Below are 26,973 nucleotides of genomic sequence, written 5' to 3' on the forward strand. Positions count from 1 at the left end.
AGGAAAGGAAAGGAAAGGAAAGGTAAACTATCGACTAAAGGTCAAAGTTAGTCAACATCAATCAACGGTCGAGACGTGGGCGGGCGCCGTCTTTGAGATTCGCAAGGTTTTGCGTATCAGCCCGCTTACGTCCGTGCAGGTGTCCGTAAGGCTGGAGGTGGCCATCATGCCATTCATCAATCCGGAGTTCATCCTGGGCGGGGGGTTCCCGTTTGATGATTGGTTTCGTCAAATGAGCGGCCAACCTGTCGGGCAGCCCGTGCAGACGCTGTCCGGCAGTGGCAAGAACGGCGGGGTGCTCGAACAGTTTGGACGCAATCTCACCGAGCTGGCGAAAGCGGGGAAGATCGATCCCCTCATTGGCCGCGAGGACGAGATCGAGCGCACGCTGGAAATCCTGAACCGGCGCAACAAGAACAATCCCGTGCTCATCGGTGAACCTGGCGTCGGGAAGACGGCCATTGTCGAAGGCATCGCCCTGCGCATCGCCGAAGGGCGGGTGCCGAAGAAGCTGTTGGGCAAGACCATCTATGCGCTCGACGTGGCTTCCCTGGTGGCAGACACCGGGATCCGGGGCCAATTCGAGAGCCGCATGAAGCAACTCATTGCCGAACTCGAGTCTCGCCAGGACGTCATTGCGTTCATCGACGAGATCCATCTGTTGGTCGGGGCCGGCGCTTCGCAGGGCGGGCTCGACGCGGGGAACATCCTCAAGCCTGCGTTGGCGCGCGGAGATATCCAGGTCATTGGGGCCACGACGCTCGACGAGTACCGTCAAATCGAGAAGGACCCGGCGCTCGAGCGCAGGTTTCAGCCCGTCATGGTGGACGAGCCGTCCGTCGAGGAGGCCGTGCGCATTCTCGAAGGATTGCGGCCGCGGTATGAGGCATATCACGGCGTGCGCTACACGGACGCTGCCATTCGCGCGTGCGTGACGCTGTCTCACCGCTATATTGGCGATCGGTTCCTTCCGGACAAGGCCATTGATCTGATGGACGAGGCCGGATCGAAGGCTAACTTGCAGTACGGCGGGGATCGCGCGAGCATCCAGGAGCGCCTCGCCGCCATCGCGAGGGAAAAGGAGTTGGCCATTCGCCAGGAGGCCTACGAGCGAGCGGCCGCGTTGAAGGCCGAAGAGGAGAAGCTTCGAGCGGAACTGGCTCATGCGGCGAGCGGGCCTGACGTGCCCGTCGTCGACGAGGAGCAGATTGCGGCGATTGTCGAGGCGAAGACGGGCATCCCGGTCACGAGGATGCAGGCCGATGAGCAGGCCAAGCTCAAGAACCTGGAGGCCGATCTCGCCTCCGTCGTGATCGGCCAGGACGAGGCGGTGCGCCAAGTGGCGCGCGCTATTCGCCGCAGCCGCGTGGGGCTGCGGAGGGGCGACCGGCCCATCGGGAGTTTCTTGTTTGTGGGTCCCACGGGCGTGGGGAAGACCGAGATGGCTCGGAGACTCGCGGAACTTCTCTTCGGATCGAAGGACGCGATGATCCGGCTCGACATGAGCGAGTACATGGAGAAGCATTCGGTGTCGAAGCTCATTGGCGCGCCGCCTGGGTATGTCGGCTACGAGCAGGCGGGCCAGTTGACGGAGCAGGTTCGTCGCCACCCGTACAGCCTCATTTTGGTGGACGAGATCGAAAAGGCGCACCCGGACGTGCAGCATATCTTCCTCCAGATCATGGAGGACGGGCGCCTGACCGACAGCCAAGGTCGTACGGTGAGCTTCAAGGACACGCTCATCATCATGACGTCGAATGCGGGCGAGGTGGAGCGGAAAAGCCACGTCGGCTTTACGACGAAACGCGATGAGGAAGCCCGCGCCGACGTCGATCTCGGCGATTTGTCGGCCTACTTCAAGCCGGAGTTTCTCAACCGGTTTGACGCCATTGTCCGGTTCCGTCCGTTGGGGCAGGCTGAGGTGCGACGCATTGTCGAGTTGATGCTCGCCGAGGTGCGCGAGCTTCTCTCGGAGCGCGGGGTGACGCTTTCCTGGAGCGAAGAGGCCGTGCACTGGTTGGCGGAGCGCGGCTATCACCCGGCCCTCGGCGCGCGCCCGCTCCGCCGGACCATCCAGGCGTACGTCGAGGATCCCATCGCGGACCGGTTGATGGATGAAGAGGTCCGCGAGGTGCATTTGGACGTAGAAGGAGAGGCGTTGGTCGTGCAGACGCCCGAGCCCGTGCCGTCCGCATGAGTTGAACCATCCGCATGAGCAAAAAAGCGCGGAGAACCCAGGCCATGGGTTCCCGCGCTTTTGGTTTCTCATCACCAGAAGAAAAGCCCGAATAGCGCGTAGATGATGAGAAACGGCACGGCCCAGCGCACCCACGCACCTCCATAGCCGTATCCCATGCCTGGGGCGCCATAGGGAGAAGTGCCGTACCCTGGCCCGCCCATGGGACCTGGGCCGAAGCCTCCGTATGCGAGGACGGGATCCACGCCCGCCGCATCGCCCTCTGTGAGAATGAGGGACGGCACGGCTTCAGAGCGGGGCGACAGCACGATCACGCGGCCGTCCGCCGTCACCCGCTCAATCAAGCCCTGGTGCTGTCCGTATGGGGTGCGAAACGTGACCCAGCGCCCGACGAGGCGCTCGCATTCAGCTTTTGTGCACATGGTTTCACCCCCCAACCTATTCGTACCTTATGCCACGAAGCTCTGCGCCGTCGCGGTCGATGCCCGGGGATTCCGTCGGATGTGTTGTCGACAAGTTGGTGGTGATGAGGTAATCTCGTGCGAAGTTGAACTTTTTTCAAACCTTTCAGAACGCCTTTACATGTCCGCCGATTCGATCGAAAATAGACCTAGGTCGCATCCGTCGCTTGCGAAGCGACGCGGTGCGTCGTATAATGACGTTAAGCAAGCAAGCGCTTGCTTTATGGTTCTGCAGGAGGGGAGACGAGAATGCCGAGGCCGAGTCAGAAAGAGCAAATTCTCGCCGCGGCGAGGAGGCTGTTCAGCGAGAAGGGGTATCATGGCACAACCATCCGCGAGATCGCAGTGGAGGCCGGGGTACTCTCGGGCAGCCTGTACGCGCATATTGAGTCAAAAGAAGACTTACTATTCGAAATCGCCGATGAGGGGGCGGAGGCGTTTCTGCTCGCCGCTCGCGCCGTCGAGTCCAAATGGCAGCATCCCGTGGATCGATTGCGCCAGGGACTACGGGCACACATTCGCGTGGTCGCCGATAAACAGGAGTCGGCGAAGGTGTTCTTTCACGAGTGGCGCGCGCTTTCCGAGGATCGGCGGAACGTCATTCAGTTGAAGCGGGATCGGTACGAGGCGCACTGGCGCAAGTGGATTGAAGAGGGAATGGCGCAAGGCGTTGTGCGAAAAGCAGATCCGAAATTCGTGCGCTTGTGCCTGCTGTCCGTTGCGAACTGGGTCTACCAGTGGTATCGGCCGGGCGGCGAGTTTACGCCAGAAGATATCGCGGAACACTTTTGGGCGCTCTTATTCCATGGAATCGGAACGGGTCAGCCTGCCGCGTACGAACTGCTGGGCGAGGCTTGAAACGAGAGAACCGAGCCGCACTTCTTGCCAGGGGAGGCGAATGAGATTGTCCGAGACTCGGATGGAAGCGTTCATGGCGCGAATTCAGCGCGGAGAGAAGATTGAGGCGCACGACTGGATGCCAGAGGATTATCGACTCCTGCTGTTACGGCTCATTCACATGCACGCCGTGAGCGAGATCATGGGCGCGTATCCCGAGAAGGAGTGGGTCCCCAAGGCGCCGACGTTGCGCCGCAAGATGTCGCTCATGGCGAAGGTTCAGGACGAGATCGGCCATGGGCAGTTGCTGCTGCGGGTGGCGGAGGACCTGGCGGCGCCGCTCGGGCGGAGCCGGATCGAACTGATGGACGACGTCATCGCGGGCCGTGTCAAGTTTCACAATGTGTTTCACATGGAGGCGCCGACGTGGGCGGACGCTGGCATCATCGGGTGGCTCGTCGATGGCGCGGCCATCATCACGCAGACGGCGCTGCTCGACTGCTCGTACGCGCCCTACGCGCGGGTCTTGAAGCGCATCTGCGCGGAAGAGAGCTTCCACATGCAGCACGGAGAGTCCATCATCCTCTCGCTCGCGGAGGGCGAGTCGTGGCAGCGGGAGATGCTCCAGGAAGCGCTTAACCGCTGGTGGGAGGCCATCCTTTTCTTCTTCGGACCGCCCATCGTCACCGATGCGGCTCGGCGCATGATGGAGTATCGCATCCGATCGCGCACGAATGAAGAGCTGCGTCAGAAATTCCTCACGCGGTACGTGCCGAGGATCCGGTCGGTTGGCCTCGAGATCCCGGATTCGGCGCTTCGGTTCGACGAAGAGGCGGGGCTGTGGCGGTATACGGAGCCCGACTGGGAGCGGTGGTCGCGCGTGGTTCGCGACAATACGGGGCCGAAGTCGCAGGAACGCATTGCGCTGCGCCGCATGGCTCACCAGGATCAGGCGTGGGTCCGCGAGGCGCTCGTCAGGGCGCGCACGGCGGCCGCAGTGTAGGGAGTGATGATGATGGCCATGACCCAGGTGGAGCAAGATCGCATCCAGGAGCAGGCTGTCGATACGTCCTACGACGTCTACGAAATCTTCGTTCAGGCGTCCGATCTCGACCCGCACGTCCACGTAGGGAGCCTCCTCGCCCCTTCGCCCGAATGGGCGCTCCAGCTCGCGCGTGAGAATTTCCTGCGCCGCGCAGAGGCGGTCAGCGTATGGGCCGTGCGCCGTGAGGACGTCCACGCGACCCCGGACGATCCCGACTGGTTCGCGCGCGAGTTCGACCGGAAGTACCGGGAGGTGTCCGGCTACTCCGATAACGCGCGCCGGTGGAAGCGCTTCAAGGCGCAGGCGATGAACATCGACGACGTGATCGCAGACGTGCGAAAGGAGTGAGTTCGGTGGCGAGAGAGGGTGACACGCAAGCGCTCGACCCCATCATCGGGGAGCTTGCTCTACAGCTCGGCGACGAGGAACTGTTCCTCGGCCACCGGGACTCCGAATGGCTGGGCCTCGCGCCGGAAGTGGAAGAGGACGTGGCATTTGCCTCCATGGCGCAAGACGAGGTGCGCCATGCCGCGTTCTGGTACGAGGTGGCGGAAACCTCGGGCTTGGGTCAAGCAGACGCGCTCGCGTTCGATCGCGCCGCGGCGGAGAGGAGGCACGCGGCCCTCTGTGCGCGGCCAAACGGCGACTGGGCGCACACGGTGCTCCGCCATTACCTGTATGACGCGTGGGACGCCGTACGGCTCGAGGCGCTGGCCGAGTCGGGGGACGCCCTGTGGGCGCAAGGCGCCCGGCGCATGCTGCGCGAAGAACACTACCATCACTTGCATATGGAGAAGTGGGTCGTCGATCTCGGCCGCGCAGGCGGCGAAGCGGCGGCCAGGCTTCGCGCCGCGTTTGAGGCGCTGCTCCCGGATCTGCCGGACCTTGCGGCCTTTGCGGTGGATCCACAGGCGCTTTTCGATCTCGGCATCCTGTCGCGGCCCTTCGCGGAATTGCGCCGGGCGTTTGTGGCGCGCATCGCGCCGACACTGACCAAGGCGGGGCTGCCGGTGCAGGACGTCGAGGCCACATTGGCCGCTCAGCCTCGGGAAGGCGCCCGCCCGGTGGCTCATCACGAGGATGCGGCGGAACTCCTCGCGACGATGAACGGCGTGCGCAGCCTCGGCGCCGCCACCTGGTGAGGAGGGATGCGCGTGACCATCCGCTCGATGTCCGAGGAGGCGGTCTGGCAGGCGCTCGCCTGCGTGCCGGATCCCGAGTTGCCCGTGGTGAGCGTGATCGATCTCGGCATGGTGAAATCGGTGGCGGTGGACCATCGCGGCGCGCGCGTGGAACTCATCCCCACGTTTCTGGGTTGTCCGGCGCTGGGCTGGATTGCAGACAAGGTGCGGGCAGCCTTGGCGGAGCAGGGGTTTGAGGCTGAGGTGGCGTTTGCGCTCGACGTGATCTGGGATCCAAGCCGCATCACGCCGGACGGGATCGACAAGCTGCGCCAGATGGGTGTGGCGGTCCCGGCGAAGAGCGATGCCGCGCCCGTCGCATGTCCGTACTGCGGCGCGCGCGACACCGACATTGAGAGCTTGTTCGGCCCAACGCCGTGCCGCGCCGTCTACTACTGCCGAGCTTGTCGCCAGCCGTTTGAGGCGATGAAGCCGTAAACGGAGGAGAACCAAACAGCCGTTCGCGCCTTGATGGAAGCGCTTGCATCGCGTCGGCCGCATGCGTGCCGATAGGAACAGGAGGCGAATGCCGGTGGCCATGATGTATCAGCCCGAGTTGGAGACCATGTCCCGCGCGGATTTGGAGGCACTGCAGCTTGCGCGACTCCGCGCGATGCTAGAGCGGGTGTACGCGCGGGTGCCGTTTTATCGCGCTCGCTTCGACGAGGCGGGCGTGAAGCCGTCCGACTTGCACACGCTCGCCGATCTAGCGCGATTTCCCTTCACGCGCAAGCAGGACTTGCGCGATCACTATCCGCTCGGCCTGCTGGCCGTGGACAAACGCGAAGTGGCGCGCATCCACGGCTCGTCTGGCACGAAAGGCAAGCCGACGCTTGTCGCGTACACCCAGGGCGATCTCGGCCGATGGAGCGAGATCGTCGCGAGGTCCATTGTGACGGCGGGCGGCAGGCCTGGCGACGTGTTTCACGTCATCTACGGATACGGCCTGTTCACGGGCGGGCTCGGCTTCCACTACGGCGCGGAGCGGCTGGGCATGACCGTGGTGCCCGTCTCGGGCGGCCAGACGGCTCGCCAGGTGACGCTGATGGAGGATCTGCGGCCGCGCGGGATTGCGGGCACGCCGTCGTATTGCCTGACCATCGCCGAACATATGCGGGCAGAGGGCAAGGATCCGCGCGCCATCGGGATCCAGTACGGCATCTTCGGGGCGGAGCCTTGGACGGAGGAGATGCGGCAGAAACTCGAGGACGCCTATGGGTTCAAGGCGATGGACGTGTACGGGCTGTCGGAGGTCATTGGGCCTGGCGTCGGGATCGAGTGCATCGACGCGCAGGAAGGGCTCCACATCGCGGAGGACCACTTTCTCGTCGAGGTCATCGATCCAGAGACGCTCGAGCCTGTGCCACCCGGCACCTACGGCGAGCTGGTGTTTACCACGCTCACGAAGGAGGCCATGCCCGTCGTGCGCTACCGCACGGGCGACGTGGCGGCCCTCATCCCCGAGCCATGTCGGTGCGGCCGCACGCACGCGCGGATGACGCGCATCAAGGGGCGGATCGACGACATGCTCATCGTGCGCGGGGTGAACGTGTTTCCTTCGGAAATTGAGGCGGTCCTGTTCGCCACCGAGGGGCTTTCGCCGCACTACCAGATTGTGGTGGAGCGCGAGGGCGGTTTGGATCGGCTGACCGTGCTCGTCGAGCTCGACGTGGTGTGGGCGCGACAGGCGGGCGATGCGGCCGAACCGGGCGTCGAGCAGGCCCTGTGCGCCCGCGTCGCCTCGAGGCTGCGGGACGTCCTTGGGCTCAGCACGGACGTGCGCGCGGTGCCTGCGGGGAGCTTGCCGCGCAGCGAGGGCAAGGCCGTGCGGGTGGTCGATCGCCGGCACGTGTACGCGTGACGCGTGCGAAACCGCCCGGGCATCCATTTCCTATGCGAGAAAGGAAGAGTTGAGGTATGATCAAATTGATTGCGCTTTACAAAAAGCCCGCGGACGTGGAGGCGTTTGAGGCGCATTATCGCGAAGTGCATCTGCCGCTGGTGGAAAAGGTGCCAGGGCTCGTGCGCGCCGAGGTGACGCGCATCAAGTCCGACGCCATGGGTGGCGAGGCGCCTTACTATCTCATGGCGGAGATGTACTTCGAGAACGAGGAGACGTTCAGGCAGGCCATGAAATCGCCGGAGAACAAGGCCGCGGCGAAGGATGTCATGAGCTTCGCGGGCGACATCGTCACGATGATGGTCGGCCAGGTCGACGAGGGGTGACGCTCGGGGCGGAGGTGAAGGCAATGCGCGAAGGGCTGGCGCCAGGTCAACAGAAGTCGTGGGAGATCACGGTGACCGAGGACATGTGTCCTTCGTTCCTTGGAAAGCGCGTACATCCCGTGCTGTCGACGGCGACCATGATCTCGTACATGGAATGGGTGGCTCGGCGAACCATCCTCGACTACCTTGAAGACGGCGAGGAAGGCATCGGCCACAGCGTGTCCGTGCGGCATCTGGCGCCCGCGCCCGTCGGCAAGCGCGTCTCGTTTTACGCCGAGGTGACGCGCGTGGAGGGTCCGAGAGTGGACTGCCGCGTCTGGGCGGAACACGACAAGGCCCGGATTGGCGAGGGCGAGGTCGTGCAGTACATCTTGCCGAAGGCGAAGATCGAGGCGCGTATTCGGGCGATGGCGTGACGGCGTGGGCCGAACAGAGAAGGGAGATCGACATGACAGACATCCGGAAGATGTACATCGGTGGGGAATGGGTGGATTCGATTTCGGGGGAATCGCTGGAGGTGAGAAATCCCGCGACTGGCGAGGTAGTGGGACGCGCGGCATTCGGAGATCATCGCGACGCGCTCCGCGCCATCGACGCGGCGCACGCGGCGTTCCCGGAGTGGAGCCGGCTTTTGGCGAGAGAGCGCTCCCGCTACCTGTATCGTTTGTACGAGCTCGTGTATCAGCATCGGAATGAGCTCGCGGAGCTCGTGTCGGCCGAGATGGGCAAGCCCATCCGCGAGGCGAAGGGAGAGGTGGTCGGTTCGGCCGACTACTTCCTATGGTACGCGGAAGAGGCGAAGCGCGTCTACGGGGAGACCATTCCGTCGAGTTTTCCCAACAAACGGATCCTCGTGCATCGTCAGCCCGTGGGCGTCGTGGCGGCCATCACGCCTTGGAACTTCCCGGTGAACATGGTGGCGCGCAAAATCGCGCCGGCGCTCGCCGCGGGATGCACGGTCGTGCTGAAACCGGCTGAGGCGACGCCGCTCTCCGCCATTCGGTTGTTTGAGTTGATCCACGAGGCGGGCTTCCCGCCAGGCGTGGCCAACCTCGTGATTGGGCAACCCGACAAGGTGGGAGAAGCGTTCCTCAAGAGCCCGAAGGTGGCGAAGATCGCCTTCACCGGCAGCACGCGCGTCGGCAAGCTGCTTATGGCGGGCGCAGCCGAGCATGTCAAGCGCGTCAGCCTCGAGCTCGGCGGACACGCCCCGACTCTCGTGTTCGCCGACGCCGATCTCGATCTCGCGGTGAAGGGCGTGTTCGAGAGCAAGTTCCGCAACACAGGTCAGATGTGCATCTGCACCAATCGCCTGTATGTCGAGCGCTCTGTCGCGGAGCCGTTCGTCGAGCGGCTGGTGGCGCGCGTGAAAAAGGCGAAGGTGGGCGACGGCAGGAATCCAGATGTCGAAGTCGGCCCGGTCATCAATGAGCGCGGCCTCGAGAAGGTGCTTAACCACATCGAAGACGCGCGCTCCAAGGGCGCAGCCGTGGTCTGCGGAGGGAACCGCCTGACCGAGGGAGACTACGCCAAAGGTTACTTCGTCGAGCCGACCGTTCTCACCGGCGTCGAGCGCGGCATGCGCGTGCTCGAGGAGGAGACGTTCGGGCCGGTGCTCCCCGTGGCGGTCTTCGACACCGAGGACGAGGCCATCCGCCTCGCGAACGATTCGCCCTATGGGCTCGCGGCGTACGTGTACACGCGCGATCTCGGCCGGGCCGTTCGGGTCGCCGAAGCGCTGGAATTCGGCATCGTGGGCGTCAACGACGGAGCGCCGGTGCAGACGCAGGCTCCGTTCGGCGGCTTCAAGGAGAGCGGGCTCGGGCGCGAGGGCGGCCATCACGCCATGGACGAGTTCCTCGAAATCAAGCACATTTCGCTCGCCTGGTGATGGGAGATGGGGGAGAAGCTGCGCGGGGTCCTGCGCAGCTTCTAGCCGCTCCAGCGGATTTTGCGCTATGATGAACAGGGGAGAAAGAAGGGAGCATCGGCGCATGCATGAAAGCGTTCGCGTGGAACACCAGGGGGCTGTGATGGTCGTCACCCTCAACCGGCCGGAGAAGGTGAATGCCTTGACGCGGGACACGCTGTTCGCCCTGCGGGAGGCGTTCCAGGCCGCAGGAGAGGACGGCGACGTCCGCTCTGTCCTCTTGACAGGTGCGGGCCGCGGCTTCTGTGCAGGACAGGATCTGGATCTCGGCGGCGGCGACGCCGACTACGCCAAGGTCATCCGAGAGACGTACAATCCGCTCATTCTGACCATGACGCACCTCGAAAAGCCCATCGTCTGCGCCATCAACGGCGTTGCGGCCGGCGCCGGCGTCAGCCTAGCGCTCGCCTGCGATCTTCGCATTGCCTCCGAAACGGCGACATTCATTCAGGCTTTTGTGAATATTGGGCTCATTCCGGACTCCGGCGGAACCTGGTTCTTGCCGCGCATCGTAGGTCTCAGCCGGGCCATGGAACTGGCCATGTTGGGCGATCGCGTCGATGCCTCCCGCGCCTACGAGATGGGGCTCGTCAACCGCGTCGTGCCCGCCGACAGGTTGATGGCCGACGCGATGGCGCTCGCCGAGCGGCTGGCTTCGATGCCCACTCGCGCCATCGGGCTCATCAAGCGCGCGCATTACGAGGGCATGGAGCAGACCCTGGCGCAGTCGCTCGAGCTCGAGGCCGTGCTTCAGAAAGAGGCCGGCCAGACGGCGGATCACCAGGAAGGTGTGCGGGCGTTTCTCGAAAAGCGGTCGCCGCGTTTTCAGGGCCGATAGGCTCTGACTTCGCTGCATTTCTTCAATGAAAGGAGATTTCACATGCGAAATGTGTGGATCGCCGAGTACGTGCGGACGCCCATCGGCAGACAGGGCGGGGCACTGAAGCGCGTCCGCCCGGACGATCTCGCCGCGCACGTGCTGAAGCACGTCTGCGAGCGGGCCGGGATCGAACCGGGCCAGGTCGAGGAAGTGTACATGGGCTGCGCCAACCAGGCGGGCGAGGACAATCGGAACGTGGCGCGCATGGCGGTGCTCCTCGCGGGCTTTCCCGAGCACGTCCCCGGCGTCACGGTGAATCGCCTGTGCGCCTCGGGACTGGAGGCCGTGAATCAGGCGGCGAAGGCGATTGCGCTTGGCGAGATCGACATCGCCATCGCGGGGGGCGTGGAGAGCATGACGCGCGCGCCGCTCGTGTTCCCGAAGCCGGAGATGGAGTACGTGCGCGGGAATCAGATCATGTGGGACACGACGCTGGGCTGGCGCATGCCGAATCCGCAGTTTCCGTATCCGCTCGAGAGCATGGGCGAGACGGCCGAGAACGTGGCGGAGCAGTTTGGCATCTCGCGCGAGGACCAGGACGCTTTTGCGCTCGCGAGCCAGCAGAAGGCCGCGAGAGCGCAGGCGGAGGGGATCTTCGCGGAGGAGATTGTGCCCGTCGTTGTGAAGGAGAAGAAGCAGGAGACGGTGGTGGATCGCGACGAGCATCCGCGGCCTGACACCACCATGGAGGCGCTCGCGAAGCTCAAGCCCGCCTTCCGCGAGGGAGGCACGGTGACGGCGGGCAACTCGTCGGGCATCAACGATGGCGCGGCGGCGCTTGTGCTCGTGTCGGAAGAAAAGGGGCGGGAACTCGGCCTGAAGCCGCTCGCGCGCTGGGTGGCGAGCGCGACGGCGGGCGTCAGCCCGCGCGTGATGGGAATTGGCCCTGTGTACGCCGTGCGGAAGCTCCTCGCCAGGACGGGGGTGCAGGTGGACGAGATCGACTGGGTGGAGTTGAACGAGGCCTTTGCCGCGCAGTCCGTGGCGTGCATCCGCGAGCTGGGATTCGATCCGGCCAAGGTGAATCCGAATGGCGGCGCCATCGCGCTGGGGCATCCGCTCGGCTGCTCGGGGGCGCGCCTCGCTGGGACGCTCGCGAAGCAGCTTGTGCGCACGGGGGCGCGCTACGGCATTGCCACGCTTTGCGTCGGTGTGGGGCAGGGCGTGGCGACGCTTCTCGAGCGGGTGGACGCGTGAGGTAGGCCCGCGAGGCGCGCGGTTTCTCGGCGCGCGAATGGCGTCGCGCCGTGGCGTCGAACGAGGTACAATGGAGACAGCGAGGACGGCCTCCGGCCGGCGGAACAGGTCTTCCGCGCGCCGGTAGGCCGTTTCTGGCATACGCGTAGGAGGTCGTGGTTTGCACACAATCGACATCGTTCTGCTTCTCGTGTTGCTGGGGCTTGCGGCATGGACAATCTGGCGAGTGGAGTTGACGCAGCGCAATCAACAGCGGTTGATCGCTCAGCTCGAGGCCCACGAACGGGCGTTGCGAGACCTGCGCATGGAGATGTCCCAGGCGATTCAGTCCCAGAGCCAGGCGCTGATGAGCGCGCAGGCGGAAGCCTCGCGCAGTCTCGCGCAGACCATCTCGCTGCAACATCAGAACCTGCTGCACGCGCTGGGCGAGTGGAACGAGAAGGATTGGGCTCAGCTTGAGTCGTTCAGCCAGCGATTCAGCGAGTGGGCGCAGCTCACGGCCCGCCAACTCGAAGCGACGCGCGAGACGGTCGAGCGGAGGCTCCAGTATCTGCAAGAGGAAAACCGCAAGGAACTCGAGCGCATGCGCCTGACGGTCGACGAAAAGCTTCATCAGACGCTCGAGCGCCGCCTGGGTGAGTCGTTCCAGCTCGTGAGTCAGCGCCTCGAGCAGGTGCACCAAGGTCTCGGCGAGATGCAGTCACTCGCCGCTGGCGTCGGCGATCTCAAGCGCGTCCTTTCCAACGTGAAGACGCGCGGCATCCTCGGGGAGGTGCAATTGGACGCGCTCCTCGAACAGATCATGAGCCCCGAGCAGTACGCGCGAAACGTCGCGGTCAAGCCGGGATCGGACGAGCGCGTCGACTTTGCCATCCGGCTGCCCGGACGGGAGGGGGACGATCCCGTCTGGCTACCCATCGACGCCAAGTTTCCGCTCGAAGACTATCAGCGGCTTGTGGAGGCGCAGGATGCGGGCGATCAGGCTGGATTCCTGGAGGCGGCGAAGGCGCTTGAGGCGCGCATCCGCGACGAGGCAAAGTCCATCCGCCAAAAGTACATCGCCCCGCCCCACACCACGGAGTTCGCGCTCCTCTTCCTTCCAATGGAAGGGCTGTTCGCCGAGGTCCTGCGCCGCAGTGGTTTGTGGGAGTCGCTGTCGCGCGAGTACCGCGTGATTGTCACCGGGCCGACCACGCTCGCGGCGCTCCTCAACAGCCTGCAGATGGGGTTTCGCACGCTTGCGATTCAGAAGCGCTCCAGCGAGGTCTGGCAACTGCTCGGCGCGATTCGGACGGAGTTCAGCAAGTTCGGCGAGTTGCTCGCGCGAACGCGCAAAAAGCTGGAAGAGGCGTCCAACGCCATTGATCGCGCCGCGACGCGATCGCGCCAAATCGAGCGCAAGCTCGTGGCGGTGGAGGCGCAGCCGGAGCTTCCCGACGCGTCCTGGGAAGAAGAGGCGTAAACAGAAGGGCAGCACGGGCCACGTGCCCGCGCTGCTTTTTTCAGTGTTTGTGGCTCGTCTTGATGCGGCGCCATTTGCGGTCGTCGTTGGTGGTCTCGGGGAACCGTTCGCCTTTGTGAAGGTATACGCGCTTCGGATGGTGGAGATCCTCGCTGTCGGGATGCGCCCCCACCTCGATGTAGACGCCGTTGTTCGGCGCTTTGTACCCCGGCGTGAATTCGGATCGCTCGCCCACGGCCATCACCTCAGGCATAGCATGTCCGGAACGCGCGGCTGCATGACCGGAGCTTGTTTCCTGGTCTCGTCATCCGAGTGCGCTCACGAGCGCAGGCGCGAGGCCGAGCGTGATGAACGCCGCGACAATCATCGCGAGGCTCGAGCACGTGCCTTCCATGGCGCCATATTCGAACGCGCGCGCGGTGCCAATGCCGTGCGAGCCCATGCCGAACAGCGCGCCGCGGGCCACGGGGGATTTGAGGCGCAACAGCCGCAAGAGCCACGGTCCCACGACGACGCCGGTGATGCCGGTCAATATCACGAAGACGGCCGTCAAAGTTGGGATGCCGCCAATGGCCTGCGAAATGTCCATGGCGATGGGCGTCGTGACCGATCTCGGCGCGATGCTCGTCACCACGGCGTGGTTGAGCCGCAACAGCCTGGCCAAAAGGACCGAACCCGTGATCCCGGTGGCGGATCCGAAGGTGAGGCTCACCAAAAACTCCGGCCAGTGCGCCTTGAGAACGGGAAAGTGGCGGTGCAAGGGCACCGCGAAGGCCACCGTCGCTGGGCCGAGGAGCGCGGTCAGCCAGCGAGCGGAGGCGTCATACGTGGCGTAGGACACGTGCGCGAAGTGCAGGAACAGGACGAGCGCCACGAGCGACGTGATCATAGGGTTGAGGAAGACCACGTGGAAGCGGCGATACAGCGCTTTGCAAGCGGCGTAAGCCATCAGCGTGGATACGAGGCCGAGCCACATCACGACGCGTTCGCCTCCCGCGACGGGTTCTGTTCAACGCGGGGCGTCCGGTTGCGTGCGCGCCACACCGCTTCTGCCACGCCTCCGGTGACCACCATCACCAGTACGGTGCCCACGGCAACAACGGCGACGATCTTCCAGCCGTCCTGCCGCATGAGCGGCGCATAGGCCATCACGCCCACCGAGGACGGAATGAAAAACAGCAGGAGCTCTCGAATGAGAAGATCTGCGCCTTGCTCCACCCAGCGCAATTTCACGATGCCGGATTGAAGCAGCGCAAACACCAGGGCCACGCCCAGGATGCTGCCTGGGACAGGCAGGTGCAGCCACCGCACCACAGCGTTGCAAAGCGCCGTGACGGCATAGAGCCCTGCGATTTGTACAAGCGCGATCCCGACATCTCTCAGGCGAGATGGTTGAAGGAACGATGGCACGAATGACCGCACGTGGATCCCCCCAGACAGTGCAATGCTTTGCTGATTTCAGGATACGTCACGCAAAATGAGACGTCTAATATATAATTTCATCATTAATGATATGTATTGTGAATCAAAAGTCCGAAGGGGCGGATGGATACGGAATTGCGCCAACTCGAATACTTCGTGGCCGTGGCCGAGGAACTTCACTTCGGAAGGGCGGCCAAGCGCCTGGGTCTGACCCAGCCTCCGCTCAGTCAGCAGATTCAAAAGCTCGAGGACGAAATCGGCGTGACCCTGTTCGACAGGACGAACCGGCGCGTGCAACTGACGCACGCGGGCCGTGCGCTGCTCGAAGAAGCGCGCAAGGTGCTTGCCGACGCGCAGACGGCGGTGAAAGCGGCCCGAGACGCGGCCGCGGGCCGGGTGGGAAGGCTGTCCGTGGCGTTCGTGGGGTCCGCGACGTACGGCTGGCTGCCCGAGGTCATACGCGCGTACCAGGAACGGCATCCCGACGTCGAACTCGTGCTCAGGGAGATGCCTACGCCGGCGCAGATGGAGGCGCTCACCGCAGGCGAGGTGGACGTGGGCGTGCTTCGGCTGCCCGCGCAGCATCCGGATCTCCACATCCGGCTCGTCGAGCGGGACGACTGTGTCGCTGTGGTGCCGAGCGAGCACTCGCTGGCGGCGCGATCGTCGCTCTTCTTGGTGGAACTGGCGGAGGAGCCGTTTGTGCTGGTGTCGCGCGCCATCTGGCCGGGGCTTTACGACGGATTCATCACGCTCGCGCGCGCACTGGGGTTTGAACCGCGGGTGCGGCTTGAGGTGACGGAAGTACAGACGGCCGTGGGGCTCGTGGCGGCGGGACTCGGCGTCAGCATCGTCCCGAGCGCCACGGAGCGCGTGCACCGGCGGGATGTCCGCTATCTGCACATCGATGGCCAGTCACCCACGGTCGAGCTCGGCGTGGCGTGGCGCCGCCGGGACACGTCTCCTTTGGTCGCCGCGTTTTTGGCGATTGCCGAGTCGGTTCGCTCAGGGCTATCGTAGGCCATGTCGGCCCTCGCGGGCGTCACTGCGGGCGCATGGCGTCGGGGACGCTCACCACCACCGCGCGCGCCTCGACGCACACCGTGTCGCCGGCGAAGACCTGGGTCTCGATCACGGCCTTTCGATCCGTCACCTCGACCACGCGTCCCACGGCGCGCAGGGTTGCCCCCATGGGCGTGGGCTTGCGGTACTCCACGTGCAGGGAGGCCGTCACGCAGCGCGGCACGGGTGTGCCTTCCCCCAGTTGTCTTCCTGCGGCCCGCAGCAGCGCGAGCGACCCAGAGCCGGTGCTGTGACAGTCGACAAGGCAGGCGAGGTAGCCGCCGTATACAAAGCCCGGCACCGCCGTGTACGTAGGGTCAGGTTGCGCTTCCGTGACGGTGACGTCGCCGTCCCAGCGCGTCCGAAAGTGATGTCCATGCTCGTTGAGTCGACCGCACCCGTAGCACCAGGCGAAGTCGTCCGCATAGTGGTCCTGAACGTAAGGCGAGACGCACATGTCAGGAGGCTCCCTTCGGCTTGGATTCATTTCCGACGTGGTCACCGGGGTGGGTGAGGCTCAGGCGCCGCATCCAAGCGGCGACAGCGCGAGAATCGGCGTCGTCTTGGGACTCAAGCGCTTCCACGACGCGCGCGCGGACTTCGAGTGGCTTGTTCTGGCTGAGTTTCGCCGCCGCCTCAATGCGCGCAATGTCGATGCGAAACGCGACAATGCCGCGCATGAGGTTTCGATAGTACGCGCGATCGCGGTCGGCGGGAAGTGGGGACTGCGGATCGTACGCGAAGACGAGGCGCTGCAAAAGATCCGCGACGGTTTCCTCATCTTCGATCACGCGCGCGCGGCCGTACACGTGGACGGCGACGTAGTTCCACGTTGGTACCTGCTCAGCAAGTCCGTACCAGGCGGGTGAGACATAGGCGTGCGGCCCCTGAAAGACGGCCAGGCACTGAGCCTCATGAAGATGCTTGGCCTGGGGATTGGCCCGCGCCAGGTGTCCGAAGAGCGCCGCCTCGGCCGGATCGTAGACGAGAGGGACGTGAGTCGCCATGATGTCTTCGCCGACCGAGGTCACGAGGACGGCAAAGCTGTGCTCGCGAAGCACGGTTTCGATGAGACGCGCGTCTTGTAGTTGAAAGGATCTTGGGATGTACATGAGCTACCTCCCCAGCGGATGGGACGACCCAGCCTCAAAGTCCTGTCGATCTCCAGAATAACACGGAATGGAAGATCCGCCTGCGACCTCTCTTGACATTCTCGCGAAGTCTGGTATGCTTACGATAGTCAAGCAAGCGCTTGCTTTGGTCAAACCGGAGGTGTCGGCGGTGGGGACGGGGTCCATTTTGGCGCGCGGTTCACTGGCACACGTCGGCCGCTACGCGCCCGGCAAGCCCATCGAAGAGGTTCAGCGCGAACTCGGCCTCGAGCGCGTGATCAAATTGGCTTCCAATGAAAACGCTTACGGATGTTCGCCGAAAGCCGTGGCGGGCGTCGCGGAGGAGATGGCGCGCGCGGCGCTGTATCCCGAGTCTTGTTCGCCTGCGCTCGCGCAAAAGCTTTCCGCGAGGCTCGGCGTCCGCGAAGATCAGTTGCTGTTCGGCAACGGCTCTGACGAGATCATCGGCCTGTTGACGCGCGCATTTCTCGAGGTAGGCGACGAGGTGGTCATGGCCGATCCCACCTTCACGCGCTACGAGCAGAACGTGGCCATCGAAGGCGGGGTTTCGGTCAAGGTGCCTTGCCGCGATGGCGTACACGATCTCGACGCCATGCTCGGCGCCATCACGGCGAAGACCAAGCTCGTCTTCGTGTGCAATCCCAACAATCCCACGGGCACGACCGTCGGCAAGGATGCCTTGCGTCAGTTCATCGATCAGGTGCCCGACCGCGTGATGGTGGTCGTGGATGAGGCGTACTACGAGTACGTCACGTCGGATGACTATTTGCAGACGCTTCCGCTGCTCGACGCGCATCCGAATCTCGTCGTCCTGCGCACGTTCAGCAAAATCTATGGGCTCGCGGGGCTCCGCATTGGCTACGCCGTGCTGCACCCGGACGTGGCCTCCGTACTACACAAGGTAAGAGGGCCATTCAACACCAGTCGTTTGGCGCAGGTGGCCGCGCTCGCCTCCCTGGACGATCCGGACTTCGTCGCGATGTGCCGCGAGCAAAACGCCAAAGAGCGGGACCGCGTCGCCCAGGCGCTTCTCGAGATGGGCCTTCGCGTTTATCCGTCGCAGACCAACTTTTTGCTGTTTGAAGTGCCTGGATCCGGCGCGGCGGTCGCCGATCGCCTGCTGCGCCAGGGTATCATCGTCCGAGCCGGGGAAGGGCTCGGCGTTCCCGGGACGGTGCGGGTCTCGCTGGGAACGCCCGAGGAGAACGACGCATTTCTTCGCGCTATGAAGCATTCCATCGAATGAGGAGGTCTTGGCATGTTGGCCGAACACGATAGGGCAGAGCGGCTCACGGAAATCGCCAAGGCGGAAGGGTTGTACGAGGAGATTCACCTGCTGAAGGAAGACGGCACGCTGGCGGGGCCGGTGGACGACATCCAGCCGGAGGTCATGGTGGCGATGTACCGCCACATGGTGTTCTCCCGCGCGTTTGACCGGAAGGCCATTGCGCTGCAGCGGCAGGGGCGCATTGGCACCTACGCGCCGTTCGAGGGCCAGGAGGCCGCGCAGGTGGCGAGCGCTATGGCGCTCGCGCCGGAGGACTTTGTGTTCCCGTCGTATCGCGATCACGCCGCCACGATGGTGCTCGGTCAGTCGCCCGCAAACGTCCTTCTCTACTGGTCGGGGCGCGTGGAGGGCATTCGCAGTCCGGAGGGCAGGCACATCCTTCCGCCCAGCGTGCCGATTGCGACGCACGTGTTGCACGCTGTCGGCGCCGCCTGGGCCAGCCGGTATCGCAAGGAGAGCGCGGTCAGCATCGCGTACTTCGGCGACGGCGCGACGAGCGAGGGCGATTTTCACGAGGCGCTCAACTTCGCGGGCGTCTTCCACCTGCCGGTGATTTTCTTCTGTCAAAACAACGGATACGCCATCAGCGTGCCCTTTTCTCGCCAATCCGCGTCCCGCACCATTGCCCAGCGAGCCATCGCGTACGACATCGTGGGCGTGCGCGTGGACGGCAACGACGCGTTCGCGGTGTACCGCGCCGTGAAGGAGGCCAGGTCGCGCGCGCTGCACGGCCTCGGGCCGACGCTCATCGAGGCGGTGACCTTCCGCATGGGCGCGCACACGACGGCGGACGATCCGACGCGGTACCGTGATCAGAAAGCGGTCGTGGAAGCGTGGCAGAAGCGAGATCCCATTGTGCGCCTGCGCCTGTACCTCGAGTCGCAAAAGCTGTGGTCGGAAGCCGACGAGGCGAAGCTTCAGGATGAGGTCAAGAGGCGGGTGGAGGCGGCTGTGGAGGAGGCGCTCGCCATCGCGCCGCCCGACATGGAGATGATGTTCGATCACGTCTACGCGGAAGAGCCATGGCACCTGGCCGCCGAGCGCGAGGAGTACCGCAGGACCCGCGAGGGGGTGTCCGTATGAGCAGGATGTTGAACTTGGTCCAGGCCATCAACGAGGCGCTCGATCTGAAGCTCGCGGACGATCCGCGCGTCGTGCTCCTCGGCGAGGACATCGGTAAAAACGGCGGGGTGTTTCGCGCGACCGACGGCCTTCTCGAGAAGTACGGCGAGGAGCGCGTGATCGACACGCCGCTCGCGGAGTCGGCCATTATCGGCACCTCCATCGGGATGGCGGTCAACGGCCTCATCCCGGTGCCGGAGATTCAGTTCTTGGCGTTCATCTTCCCTGCGCTGGATCAGCTGTTTTCGCATGTCGCCCGAATGAGGTATCGGTCGCAGGGGCAGTTCCCGGTGCCGATGACCATCCGCACGCCGTATGGCGCGGGCATCCACGGCCCGGAACTCCACGCCGAGAGCGTGGAAAGCTTCTTCGCCCACACGCCGGGGTTGAAGGTGGTTGTCCCGAGCGGCCCGTACGACGCCAAGGGACTGCTTATCTCGGCTATTGAAGATCCGGATCCGGTGGTGTTCCTGGAGCCGACCAAGCTGTATCGTGCATTCCGCGAAGAGGTGCCCGAAGGGCTGTACCGGGTGCCCATCGGCAAAGCTAAGCGGGTGCGCGAAGGCGAGGACGTGTCCGTGTTCGCGTGGGGCTCGATGTTGCGCACCGCGCTGAAGGTGGCGGACGCCCTCGAGCGCGAGCGCGGCTTCACGTGCGACGTGATCGACCTGCGGACGCTCTATCCGCTCGATCGCGACGCCATCGTGGAGTCGGTGCAGAAGACCGGGCGCGCGGTGGTGGTGCACGAGGCGCACAAGACGGCGGGGCTCGGGGCCGAGATTGTGTCGCTGATCAACGAGGAGGCGCTGCTCTACCTTCGGGCGCCCGTCAAGCGGATTGCTGGGTTCGATGTGCCAGTGCCGTTCTTCGCACTGGAGGACGAGTACATGCCGACCGAAGCGCGCATTCGCGCGGGGATTGAAGAGACCATCACGTTCTGAGGCGGGAGACGGATATGGAGTTCAAACTGGCGGACATCGGCGAGGGCATTCACGAGGGCGAGATTCTGCGCTGGTTGGTGAAAGAGGGCGACCAGGTGGAGCAGGATGCGCCGCTCGTGGAGGTGCAGACGGACAAAGTGGCGGCGGAGCTTCCGTCCCCGGTGGCGGGCGTCATCGAGCGTATCGTGGCGCGCGAGGGCCAGGTGGTGCCCGTGGGCACGGTGCTCGCGGTCATCCGCGAGGCGGGCGCCCATCCGGCGGCTGCGGCAGCTTCGGTGGCGGCGCCTGTTGCGATCGACGTGCAAGCATCCGCGCAGGCTAAGCCCGCCACGCAGGCAAGTGCAGCGCAAGAGGAGCGAGCAACTGCCGCACCTGAGGCCAGTGGAGCCGCGCGGCGAGGCGGCAAGCGGCGCGCGCTCGCCACGCCGCACGTGCGCGCCTTGGCTCGCAAGCTCGGGGTGGACATCGACGAGATCGACGGGACGGGCCCGGTCGGCCGGGTGACGGAGGAAGACGTGCGCCGCTTTGCGGAGGGCGGACGCAGGCCCGCGGTGGAGCCGGCCCGTGGGCACACCGAGCATGCGGTGGAACCTCAGCCGACAACCGCACCCCGAGTCGCAACGCCCGAGGCGTCCGGTGAGCTCGTGGAGCAGGTGCCGCTGCGCGGGCTGAGGCGGCGCATTGCCGAGCACATGGTGCAGGCCAAGCGTATCATTCCGCACGCGACGCACATCGACGAGGTGGAGATGGATGGCATCGAGGCGCTCCGCGAGCGGCTGCGGCCGTACGCCGAGGCGCGCGGCGTGAAACTCACTTCGCTCGCGTTTTTCGTCAAGGCGGTGGCCATCGCGCTCAAGGAGTTCCCGTACGTCAACGCGTCGGTGGACGAGGCGCAGGAGCATGTGCTTCTCAGGCGCTATTATCACATCGGCATCGCGGTCGACACGGAGCAGGGGCTCATCGTGCCCGTGGTGAAGCACGCGGATCAGAAATCGGTGTTCGAGATTGCGCGCGAGGTGTCCGATCTCGCCCGGCGGGCGCGGGAAAACCGCCTGTCGCTCGACGAGGTGACAGGCAGTACGTTCACGATCTCGAACGCCGGCGCGCTCGGGGGACTGTACGCGACGCCCATCATCAACTATCCCGAATCGGCGATTCTCGGGATCCACAAGACGGCCCCGCGCCCCGTGGTGCGCAACAACGAGGTTGTCATCCGCAACATCGCCCACGTGTCCCTGTCGTTCGATCACCGCATTATCGACGGCGGCATGGCCATTCGCTTCACCAACCGCGTGCGGGAACTGTTGGAGGAGCCGGACCGGCTGTGGGCGGAACTTCGGTAGGGAGGTGCTCGCGTGGCGTACCTTTCCATCCACGATGACGGCCCCGTCCGCGTCATCCGCATCGCGCGCGACGAGCGGTTGAACGCGCTCAATCTTGCGCTTGTGGACGAACTGGTTGCGGCTCTCGAGGCTGCGGACACCGAGACGCAGGTGCGCGCCATCGTCGTGACAGGCGGCGACAAGGCATTTGCGGCAGGCGCGGATATCGCGGAAATGGCGGATGCGACCGCGGTCGACATGAAGCTGCGCGATCAGTTCCGCGCCTGGGATCGGATTCGCGGCGTTCACAAGCCCGTGATTGCGGCCGTGCGAGGCTTTGCGCTGGGCGGCGGTTGCGAGCTCGCCCTGGCGTGCGATCTCGTCATCGCGGGCGAGAGCGCGAAGTTCGGTCAGCCCGAGGTCAAACTGGGGCTCATGCCGGGCGCGGGAGGCACACAGTGGCTGGCCCGCAGGCTGGGCAAGGCACGGGCCCTTGAGCTTCTGTGGCTGGGCGAGCCCATCACCGCACAGGAGGCTATGGCGCTCGGGCTCGTGAACCGCGTTGTTCCGGACGAGGCGTGCGTGGCCGAGGCGGTGGAACTTGGCAAACGCTTGGCCGAGATGGCGCCCGTGGCGCTTCGGTGCATCAAGGAAGCGGTGTATCAGGCGATGGACACGGCGCTCGCGGACGGCCTCGAGGCCGAGCGAAATCTCTTTTATTTGCTGTTTGCGACGGAAGATGCGCGCGAAGGGATGCGCGCGTTCATGGAACGGCGGACGCCCGCGTTTCGCGGCCGCTGATGAAGCGGAAGGTTCGGCGCACGGCTGGTCGAGGTCATCCGCAAACTCGCCCGCGGGCACGCCTGCGCGCAAAAGGGGGTGCGCGCGCCGTCATCCTGCGCTATGATGAAGTGCGTTGAACGAGAGAGAAACGGAGTGGCGCGGCGGTGACGGATCGCAAAGGGCTGTGGTACGCGTTTTTGGCCTACGCGGGCTGGGGGCTCCTCCCTGCGTATTGGAACGTGTTCGAGCGGATGTCTCCGTATGAGCTCCTGTCGTATCGCATGGTGTTTTCGGCGTTGACCATCTGGATTTGGGTGGCGCTCGCGCGTCGCGTGCGAAACGTGGCGGGCGTGATGCGCGACGGACGCCGGGCGCGGCTCATGGCGCTCGGTTCGTTCATGATCACGGTGAACTGGCTGACGTTCATCGTCGCGGTGAACACCGGGCATGTGGTGGAGTCGAGCCTCGGTTATTACATCAACCCCATTGTGAACGTACTCTTGGGCCTGCTCCTCTTTCGCGAGCGGCTCGACGGCTGGCAGTGGGGGGCGCTCGTCGTCGCCGTGGCGGGTGTGGGCATCATGATGGGGGCCTACGGACAGGTGCCCTGGCTGGCGCTCGCGCTCGCCGGATCGTTCGGCCTGTACGGCGTGGTGAAAAAGCGCGTGGACGCAGACGCCGTGCAAAGCCTCACGTGGGAAACCACGCTGGCCCTGCCGCTCGCTGCCGCGTATCTCGCCGCCACGTTCGCCACACATCGCGTGACCATCACTCAACTCACAAGCTGGCAGATGGCGTTGCTTGTCCTCAGCGGCCTTTTCACGGCCGTGCCGCTGCTTCTGTTCGCCATGGCCGCCAAGCGGTTGAGCCTCGCGACCCTCGGCATGGTGCAGTACATCTCCCCAACCCTGCAACTCGTCATTGGCCTCGCGGTCGATCACGAAGCCTTCACGCGGGCCGACGCAGTAGGATTTGCGTGCATCTGGATGGCGCTTGCGCTCTACACCATCTCCCTCGTGCGAAACGAGCGGCGACATCGCCATCGTCCGGCGAATTGCCAAGCGGTGAGCGAGGCCGCGAAAGGGTGATATGAATCCATGCCCATGACCCTTCAAGCCGCGCTCCGCTCGGCGATGTTGGATATCTCGCCGCTGCGCACGTCTCCCGCGTTTTTGCGGCTCTGGATCGGCAGCGGCATCTCCACGCTCGGGGGCACCATGACGCCCTTCGCGGTCATGCTGCAGGTGTATCGAGCCACGCACAGCACCCTCGATGTCGGGCTGACCGGCCTCGCCAGCGTGCTGCCAGGCGCGCTGTTCGTGCTCCTAGGCGGAAGCGTGGGCGATCGCGTCGATCGCCGCAAGCTCGCTCTTCTCGCCACAACCGGGCAGATGCTCGTGTCCGCAGTCCTCGCTGTGCAGGCGCTCATGGCGTGGTCCGCGCTATGGCTCATCTACGCGCTGTTGTGCGCGCAGTCGGTGCTTGGCGCTATCAACGCCCCGGCGCGCCGGACGTTTGTGCCGCGCCTTCTGCCCAAGGAGCAGGTGCGAGCGGGGCAGACGCTGAACACCTTGGCCATTCGCTTTGGGGAGGTCGCTGGGCCTTCGCTTGCGGGCGTGATCGCCAGTTTCGCCGGACTCGGATGGTGTTACGCCTGCGACGCGGCGACCTTTCTCGCGGCGCTCTACGCCATCTATCGTTTGCCGCCCATGTTGCCAGAGGCCAATGCCAAGCAGGGGGGCATGTTGCACGGCGTGATGGAGGGACTGCGCTTCTTGGGGCGATCGCGCGCCCTTCTCGGCGCCATGTTGGCTGACCTCAGCGTCACCGTGCTCGGCGTGCCCACCGCGCTCCTGCCGGCGCTTGTGAGCGAGCGCTTTGGTGGCCGGCCGGAGACGCTCGGCCTGATGATGGGCGCCACCGGCATCGGCGGCCTGGTCATCCTGGCCCTGTCGGGCCCTGTGCGCCACATTCGGTCCGAAGGCAAAGCGATTCTGGCCGCCTGTGCCGTCTGGGCCATCGCCGCAGGGGGCCTCGGGCTCGCCCCCTTCGTCTGGCTCTGCGTGGCCCTGCTCGGGCTGATGGGCGCGGCAGACTCCATCCTCGTGGTGATGCGCTCGACGCTCATCCAGCAGCGCACGCCGGACGGCCTGCGCGGACGCATTTCCAGCGTAGATTACCTGGTGGGAACGGGCGGTCCGCAGCTCGGCAATCTCCGCGCAGGGCTCGTGGGGAGTCTGCTCCCGCCCGGTGCGGCCATTGCCGTCGGCGGGCTTTCCACGCTCGCCGCCATCTTTTGCGTCGGTTGGTTCGTGCCCGAGCTGCGGAGAGCGCGTGGGGATGGAGACTTCTGACCCCATTTGCCTTCTCCGCACTCGGTTTGGGAACCGTTTCTCAACCGCGCCGGTATTCGGCGTCCGTGACGTGCTCCAACCAATCGACCGGCGAGCCGTCGAGAGCTTCCTGAATCGCCATGTGCGCCATGGCGTGTTCCGGCGAAGCGCCGTGCCAGTGCCTTTCGCCAGGCTCGAACCAAACGATGTCCCCGGGGTAAACCTCCTGGACCGATTCGCCTTCTCGTTGAACCCAGCCCACGCCTTCCAGAATGACCAACAGCTGGCCAAGCGGGTGCGTGTGCCACGCCGTTCGTGCACCGGGTTCAAATCGGACGACCGCCGCGCCCACGCGGGATGGCTCCTCCGCGTTCCAGACGGGCGTGATGGAGACGCGCCCTGTGAAGGTCGCGGAGGACCCAGCGGACGGTTTGCGCTCTCGGTTGCGGACAATTTTCATGAAAACTCCTCCCTTGACGTCTCGCGACAAGACTCACGCGTCCGGCCACAACAGCGCCTTGATGGCGCGGCGCTCGTGCATGGCTCGATAACCTTCCGCCACCTGTTCAAGCGGCAGTTCGAGATCGAACACTTTCCCGGGCTGAATCTTTCCCTCCCACACCAACTGGATGAGATCCGGCAGGTATCGGCGGACCGGCGCCGGACCTCCATGCAGGTGAATCTGTTTGTAAAACAGCAGCCGTCCGTCCAAGGACACGCCGTGTGGCACGCCGACGAAGCTCATATGTCCGCCCGGGCGCGTGCACTGGATGGCCTGCATCATGGCTTCCTGCGTGCCGACGCACTCGAGCACCGACTCCGCGCCGAGGCCGTCCGTCATGTCCAGAATGCGCTTGACCCCTTCGTCGCCTCGCTCCTCTACAATGTCCGTGGCGCCAAACTCCTTCGCCAGGGCCTGTCTCTTCTCGTGCCGGCTCATCACGATAATCCGCGAGGCGCCCATCTGCTTGGCCGCGATCACGGCGCAGAGTCCCACGGCGCCGTCGCCGACAATCACCGCGGTCTTGCCTGGACGTACTTCCGCAGCGTCCGCGGCAAACCAGCCTGTGCCCATCACGTCCGAGAGCGTGAGGAGGCTTGGAATGAGGGCGCGATCCGGCATGCCCGGCGTGGGCACGAGCGTGCCGTCTGCCCAGGGGATGCGCACGGAAGGCGCCTGGGCGCCGGGGATGCTGCGCCGATTGACGCACGAGGACGGGTACCCTGCTTGGCAGATGGGGCACGTGCCATCAGTCGCGAAAAACGCCCCAATCACAAATTGTCCTGGCTTCACGTGGCGGACGTCCGGGCCCACCTCTTCGACGATGCCGACGTATTCATGTCCCATGGGGATGGGTTTCTCGATAGGGTTCAGCCCGCGATACGTCCAGAGATCGGAACCACATACGCAGGTGGCGACGATGCGAATGATGGCATCGGTAGGTTCCTCAATCCGCGGGTCTTCGCGATCTTCGTAGCGGACATCCCACGGAGCGTGGATCACGGTACCTTTCATGCGCAAGGCCTCCTTCGTCAAGGTTCAGGTCTATTCTTTCACATCGCTTGTCCCAATGCCTAATCGGTTGTGACTCGTTGCGAGGATTCGTGAGGATTTCTACACAGGAGGCAAGATTTCGTGTAGATTGATCAACCAGGACGCTGAGATCGTTTACGCGTGCGGCTTGAAATCTGGTAGAGTATAGGGAGGCACCACCTTGGGGGTCACTCCCTGCCCGTCTCATCAGGCGGGAGGGGGTGAGGGCATGACGGTGGCGGATGCGCTGTCACTTCTGATTCAGTTTGGATCGTTCGTGATGACGTGTTTGTCGCTGGTTGTCGCCTTGGTTCTTGCCTTGACGCGCAAGTGACCGCCCCCATAGGTTCACGGCCCTTGGGGCGGTCACTGCTCAAAGCTATTCATGCGGATAGCAGCGGGCAGGGATCCTGCCCAGGCGTCGGTGCCTGAGCGTCGGAGCCGCGAACTCCGGCGCTCTTCTCATTGTAAGTGTACCATACTTGGAATATTCGTCAATGCGGCAGTTGTTCTGCGTCCGAGGTTCTTCGGCGTTGACGCGCTTCACCAGAAGTGATATGTTCAATTCTGACAGTCTGCACGGAAGAGGGGAGGTCGAAGCCCATGGTTCGGATGAC

At 64.6% G+C, this 26,973-nt stretch carries 30 protein-coding genes; 22 read left to right on the forward strand and 8 right to left on the reverse strand.

The window, feature by feature from the left end; genetic code table 11:
* Positions 1-166: 166 nt before the first annotated feature.
* Complete coding sequence (locus AC27E8_RS13010; RefSeq protein WP_487099713.1) at positions 167-2,197, forward strand: ATP-dependent Clp protease ATP-binding subunit; 2,031 nt, start codon at positions 167-169, stop codon at positions 2,195-2,197.
* A 71-nt stretch (positions 2,198-2,268) separates the two neighbouring features.
* Here the strand turns inward: AC27E8_RS13010 and AC27E8_RS13015 are convergent, their stop codons facing one another.
* A complete protein-coding gene (locus tag AC27E8_RS13015) occupies positions 2,269-2,619 on the reverse strand; it encodes a hypothetical protein (protein WP_487099714.1) in 351 nt (116 codons plus the stop codon).
* A 288-nt stretch (positions 2,620-2,907) separates the two neighbouring features.
* Here AC27E8_RS13015 and AC27E8_RS13020 point away from each other — a divergent pair, with 288 nt between their 5' ends.
* The 12 genes from AC27E8_RS13020 to AC27E8_RS13075 all read left to right on the forward strand — a co-directional run bounded on the left by AC27E8_RS13020 (position 2,908) and on the right by AC27E8_RS13075 (position 13,416).
* Positions 2,908-3,516 (forward strand): TetR/AcrR family transcriptional regulator, encoded by a 609-nt coding sequence (locus AC27E8_RS13020; protein ID WP_487099715.1) that lies wholly within the window; start codon positions 2,908-2,910, stop codon positions 3,514-3,516.
* 40 nt (positions 3,517-3,556) lie between these two features.
* Positions 3,557-4,498: a 1,2-phenylacetyl-CoA epoxidase subunit PaaA gene (gene paaA / locus AC27E8_RS13025; RefSeq protein ID WP_487099716.1), complete on the forward strand. Its 942-nt coding sequence runs from the start codon at positions 3,557-3,559 to the stop codon at positions 4,496-4,498.
* 12 nt (positions 4,499-4,510) lie between these two features.
* Positions 4,511-4,888 carry a phenylacetic acid degradation protein gene (locus AC27E8_RS13030; RefSeq protein ID WP_487099717.1) on the forward strand — a complete coding sequence of 126 codons (378 nt, stop codon included), beginning with the start codon at positions 4,511-4,513 and terminating at the stop codon, positions 4,886-4,888.
* 5 nt (positions 4,889-4,893) lie between these two features.
* Complete coding sequence (gene paaC, locus AC27E8_RS13035) at positions 4,894-5,682, forward strand: 1,2-phenylacetyl-CoA epoxidase subunit PaaC (protein ID WP_487099718.1); 789 nt, start codon at positions 4,894-4,896, stop codon at positions 5,680-5,682.
* A 6-nt stretch (positions 5,683-5,688) separates the two neighbouring features.
* The gene (paaD, locus tag AC27E8_RS13040) at positions 5,689-6,159 is read left to right on the forward strand and encodes a 1,2-phenylacetyl-CoA epoxidase subunit PaaD (RefSeq protein WP_487099719.1); all 471 of its coding nucleotides are present in this window, start codon (positions 5,689-5,691) and stop codon (positions 6,157-6,159) included.
* 100 nt (positions 6,160-6,259) lie between these two features.
* A complete protein-coding gene (locus tag AC27E8_RS13045) occupies positions 6,260-7,582 on the forward strand; it encodes a phenylacetate--CoA ligase family protein (protein WP_487099969.1) in 1,323 nt (440 codons plus the stop codon).
* Between the two features lie 56 nt (positions 7,583-7,638).
* On the forward strand, positions 7,639-7,947 hold the full coding sequence (locus AC27E8_RS13050; protein WP_041694994.1) for an EthD family reductase: 309 nt from the start codon (positions 7,639-7,641) through the stop codon (positions 7,945-7,947).
* A 23-nt stretch (positions 7,948-7,970) separates the two neighbouring features.
* On the forward strand, positions 7,971-8,363 hold the full coding sequence (locus AC27E8_RS13055) for a thioesterase family protein (protein ID WP_041695688.1): 393 nt from the start codon (positions 7,971-7,973) through the stop codon (positions 8,361-8,363).
* Positions 8,364-8,395: 32 nt separating this feature from the next.
* A complete protein-coding gene (locus AC27E8_RS13060) occupies positions 8,396-9,838 on the forward strand; it encodes an NAD-dependent succinate-semialdehyde dehydrogenase (protein ID WP_487099720.1) in 1,443 nt (480 codons plus the stop codon).
* Between the two features lie 103 nt (positions 9,839-9,941).
* On the forward strand, positions 9,942-10,715 hold the full coding sequence (locus tag AC27E8_RS13065) for an enoyl-CoA hydratase-related protein (protein ID WP_487099721.1): 774 nt from the start codon (positions 9,942-9,944) through the stop codon (positions 10,713-10,715).
* 42 nt (positions 10,716-10,757) lie between these two features.
* Positions 10,758-11,954, forward strand: a complete 1,197-nt coding sequence (locus AC27E8_RS13070) for a thiolase family protein (RefSeq protein ID WP_487099722.1) — start codon at positions 10,758-10,760, stop codon at positions 11,952-11,954.
* A gap of 160 nt (positions 11,955-12,114) precedes the next feature.
* Entirely contained in the window at positions 12,115-13,416 is a 1,302-nt protein-coding gene (locus AC27E8_RS13075) for a DNA recombination protein RmuC (protein ID WP_487099723.1), read from the forward strand.
* Positions 13,417-13,456: 40 nt separating this feature from the next.
* Here the strand turns inward: AC27E8_RS13075 and AC27E8_RS13080 are convergent, their stop codons facing one another.
* Genes AC27E8_RS13080 through AC27E8_RS13090 form a run of 3 tightly spaced genes read right to left on the reverse strand, consistent with a single transcriptional unit; the run spans position 13,457 to position 14,838 of the window.
* Positions 13,457-13,669 carry a YjzC family protein gene (locus AC27E8_RS13080; protein WP_012810215.1) on the reverse strand — a complete coding sequence of 71 codons (213 nt, stop codon included), beginning with the start codon at positions 13,667-13,669 and terminating at the stop codon, positions 13,457-13,459.
* Between the two features lie 51 nt (positions 13,670-13,720).
* Positions 13,721-14,392 carry an LrgB family protein gene (locus AC27E8_RS13085; protein ID WP_487099970.1) on the reverse strand — a complete coding sequence of 224 codons (672 nt, stop codon included), beginning with the start codon at positions 14,390-14,392 and terminating at the stop codon, positions 13,721-13,723.
* Positions 14,392-14,838 carry a CidA/LrgA family protein gene (locus AC27E8_RS13090; protein ID WP_487099724.1) on the reverse strand — a complete coding sequence of 149 codons (447 nt, stop codon included), beginning with the start codon at positions 14,836-14,838 and terminating at the stop codon, positions 14,392-14,394. Before AC27E8_RS13090 ends, AC27E8_RS13085 begins: the two co-directional genes overlap by 1 nt.
* Positions 14,839-14,961: 123 nt before the next feature.
* Here AC27E8_RS13090 and AC27E8_RS13095 point away from each other — a divergent pair, with 123 nt between their 5' ends.
* Positions 14,962-15,858 carry a LysR family transcriptional regulator gene (locus tag AC27E8_RS13095; RefSeq protein WP_487099726.1) on the forward strand — a complete coding sequence of 299 codons (897 nt, stop codon included), beginning with the start codon at positions 14,962-14,964 and terminating at the stop codon, positions 15,856-15,858.
* Positions 15,859-15,880: 22 nt separating this feature from the next.
* Here the strand turns inward: AC27E8_RS13095 and AC27E8_RS13100 are convergent, their stop codons facing one another.
* Together AC27E8_RS13100 and AC27E8_RS13105 are read right to left on the reverse strand one after the other, a co-directional pair.
* Positions 15,881-16,357, reverse strand: a complete 477-nt coding sequence (locus AC27E8_RS13100) for a PaaI family thioesterase (RefSeq protein ID WP_487099728.1) — start codon at positions 16,355-16,357, stop codon at positions 15,881-15,883.
* Position 16,358: 1 nt separating this feature from the next.
* Positions 16,359-17,012, reverse strand: a complete 654-nt coding sequence (locus tag AC27E8_RS13105) for an FMN-binding negative transcriptional regulator (protein ID WP_487099729.1) — start codon at positions 17,010-17,012, stop codon at positions 16,359-16,361.
* A 115-nt stretch (positions 17,013-17,127) separates the two neighbouring features.
* On the opposite strand from AC27E8_RS13105, the gene hisC reads away from it, so the two are divergent.
* The 7 genes from hisC (at position 17,128) to AC27E8_RS13140 (ending at position 24,843) form a co-directional block, all read left to right on the forward strand.
* Positions 17,128-18,279, forward strand: a complete 1,152-nt coding sequence (hisC, locus tag AC27E8_RS13110; RefSeq protein ID WP_487099730.1) for a histidinol-phosphate transaminase — start codon at positions 17,128-17,130, stop codon at positions 18,277-18,279.
* A gap of 12 nt (positions 18,280-18,291) precedes the next feature.
* The gene (gene pdhA / locus AC27E8_RS13115) at positions 18,292-19,404 is read left to right on the forward strand and encodes a pyruvate dehydrogenase (acetyl-transferring) E1 component subunit alpha (RefSeq protein WP_487099731.1); all 1,113 of its coding nucleotides are present in this window, start codon (positions 18,292-18,294) and stop codon (positions 19,402-19,404) included.
* Complete coding sequence (locus tag AC27E8_RS13120; protein WP_487099732.1) at positions 19,401-20,384, forward strand: alpha-ketoacid dehydrogenase subunit beta; 984 nt, start codon at positions 19,401-19,403, stop codon at positions 20,382-20,384. Before pdhA ends, AC27E8_RS13120 begins: the two co-directional genes overlap by 4 nt.
* Positions 20,385-20,398: 14 nt before the next feature.
* A complete protein-coding gene (locus AC27E8_RS13125; protein ID WP_487099733.1) occupies positions 20,399-21,727 on the forward strand; it encodes a dihydrolipoamide acetyltransferase family protein in 1,329 nt (442 codons plus the stop codon).
* A 12-nt stretch (positions 21,728-21,739) separates the two neighbouring features.
* On the forward strand, positions 21,740-22,507 hold the full coding sequence (locus AC27E8_RS13130; protein WP_487099734.1) for an enoyl-CoA hydratase-related protein: 768 nt from the start codon (positions 21,740-21,742) through the stop codon (positions 22,505-22,507).
* 146 nt (positions 22,508-22,653) lie between these two features.
* Entirely contained in the window at positions 22,654-23,577 is a 924-nt protein-coding gene (rarD, locus tag AC27E8_RS13135) for an EamA family transporter RarD (RefSeq protein WP_487099735.1), read from the forward strand.
* A gap of 9 nt (positions 23,578-23,586) precedes the next feature.
* Positions 23,587-24,843, forward strand: a complete 1,257-nt coding sequence (locus tag AC27E8_RS13140) for an MFS transporter (RefSeq protein WP_487099736.1) — start codon at positions 23,587-23,589, stop codon at positions 24,841-24,843.
* 40 nt (positions 24,844-24,883) lie between these two features.
* Here AC27E8_RS13140 and AC27E8_RS13145 read toward each other — a convergent pair whose 3' ends face one another.
* A complete protein-coding gene (locus AC27E8_RS13145; RefSeq protein ID WP_487099737.1) occupies positions 24,884-25,282 on the reverse strand; it encodes a (R)-mandelonitrile lyase in 399 nt (132 codons plus the stop codon).
* Positions 25,283-25,315: 33 nt separating this feature from the next.
* Positions 25,316-26,338 carry a zinc-dependent alcohol dehydrogenase family protein gene (locus tag AC27E8_RS13150; protein ID WP_487099738.1) on the reverse strand — a complete coding sequence of 341 codons (1,023 nt, stop codon included), beginning with the start codon at positions 26,336-26,338 and terminating at the stop codon, positions 25,316-25,318.
* A 247-nt stretch (positions 26,339-26,585) separates the two neighbouring features.
* Here AC27E8_RS13150 and AC27E8_RS13155 point away from each other — a divergent pair, with 247 nt between their 5' ends.
* The gene (locus tag AC27E8_RS13155; protein WP_012810229.1) at positions 26,586-26,690 is read left to right on the forward strand and encodes a putative holin-like toxin; all 105 of its coding nucleotides are present in this window, start codon (positions 26,586-26,588) and stop codon (positions 26,688-26,690) included.
* Positions 26,691-26,973: the final 283 nt, after the last annotated feature.

The sequence above is a fragment of the Alicyclobacillus sp. CIJ1 genome (assembly GCF_057538885.1).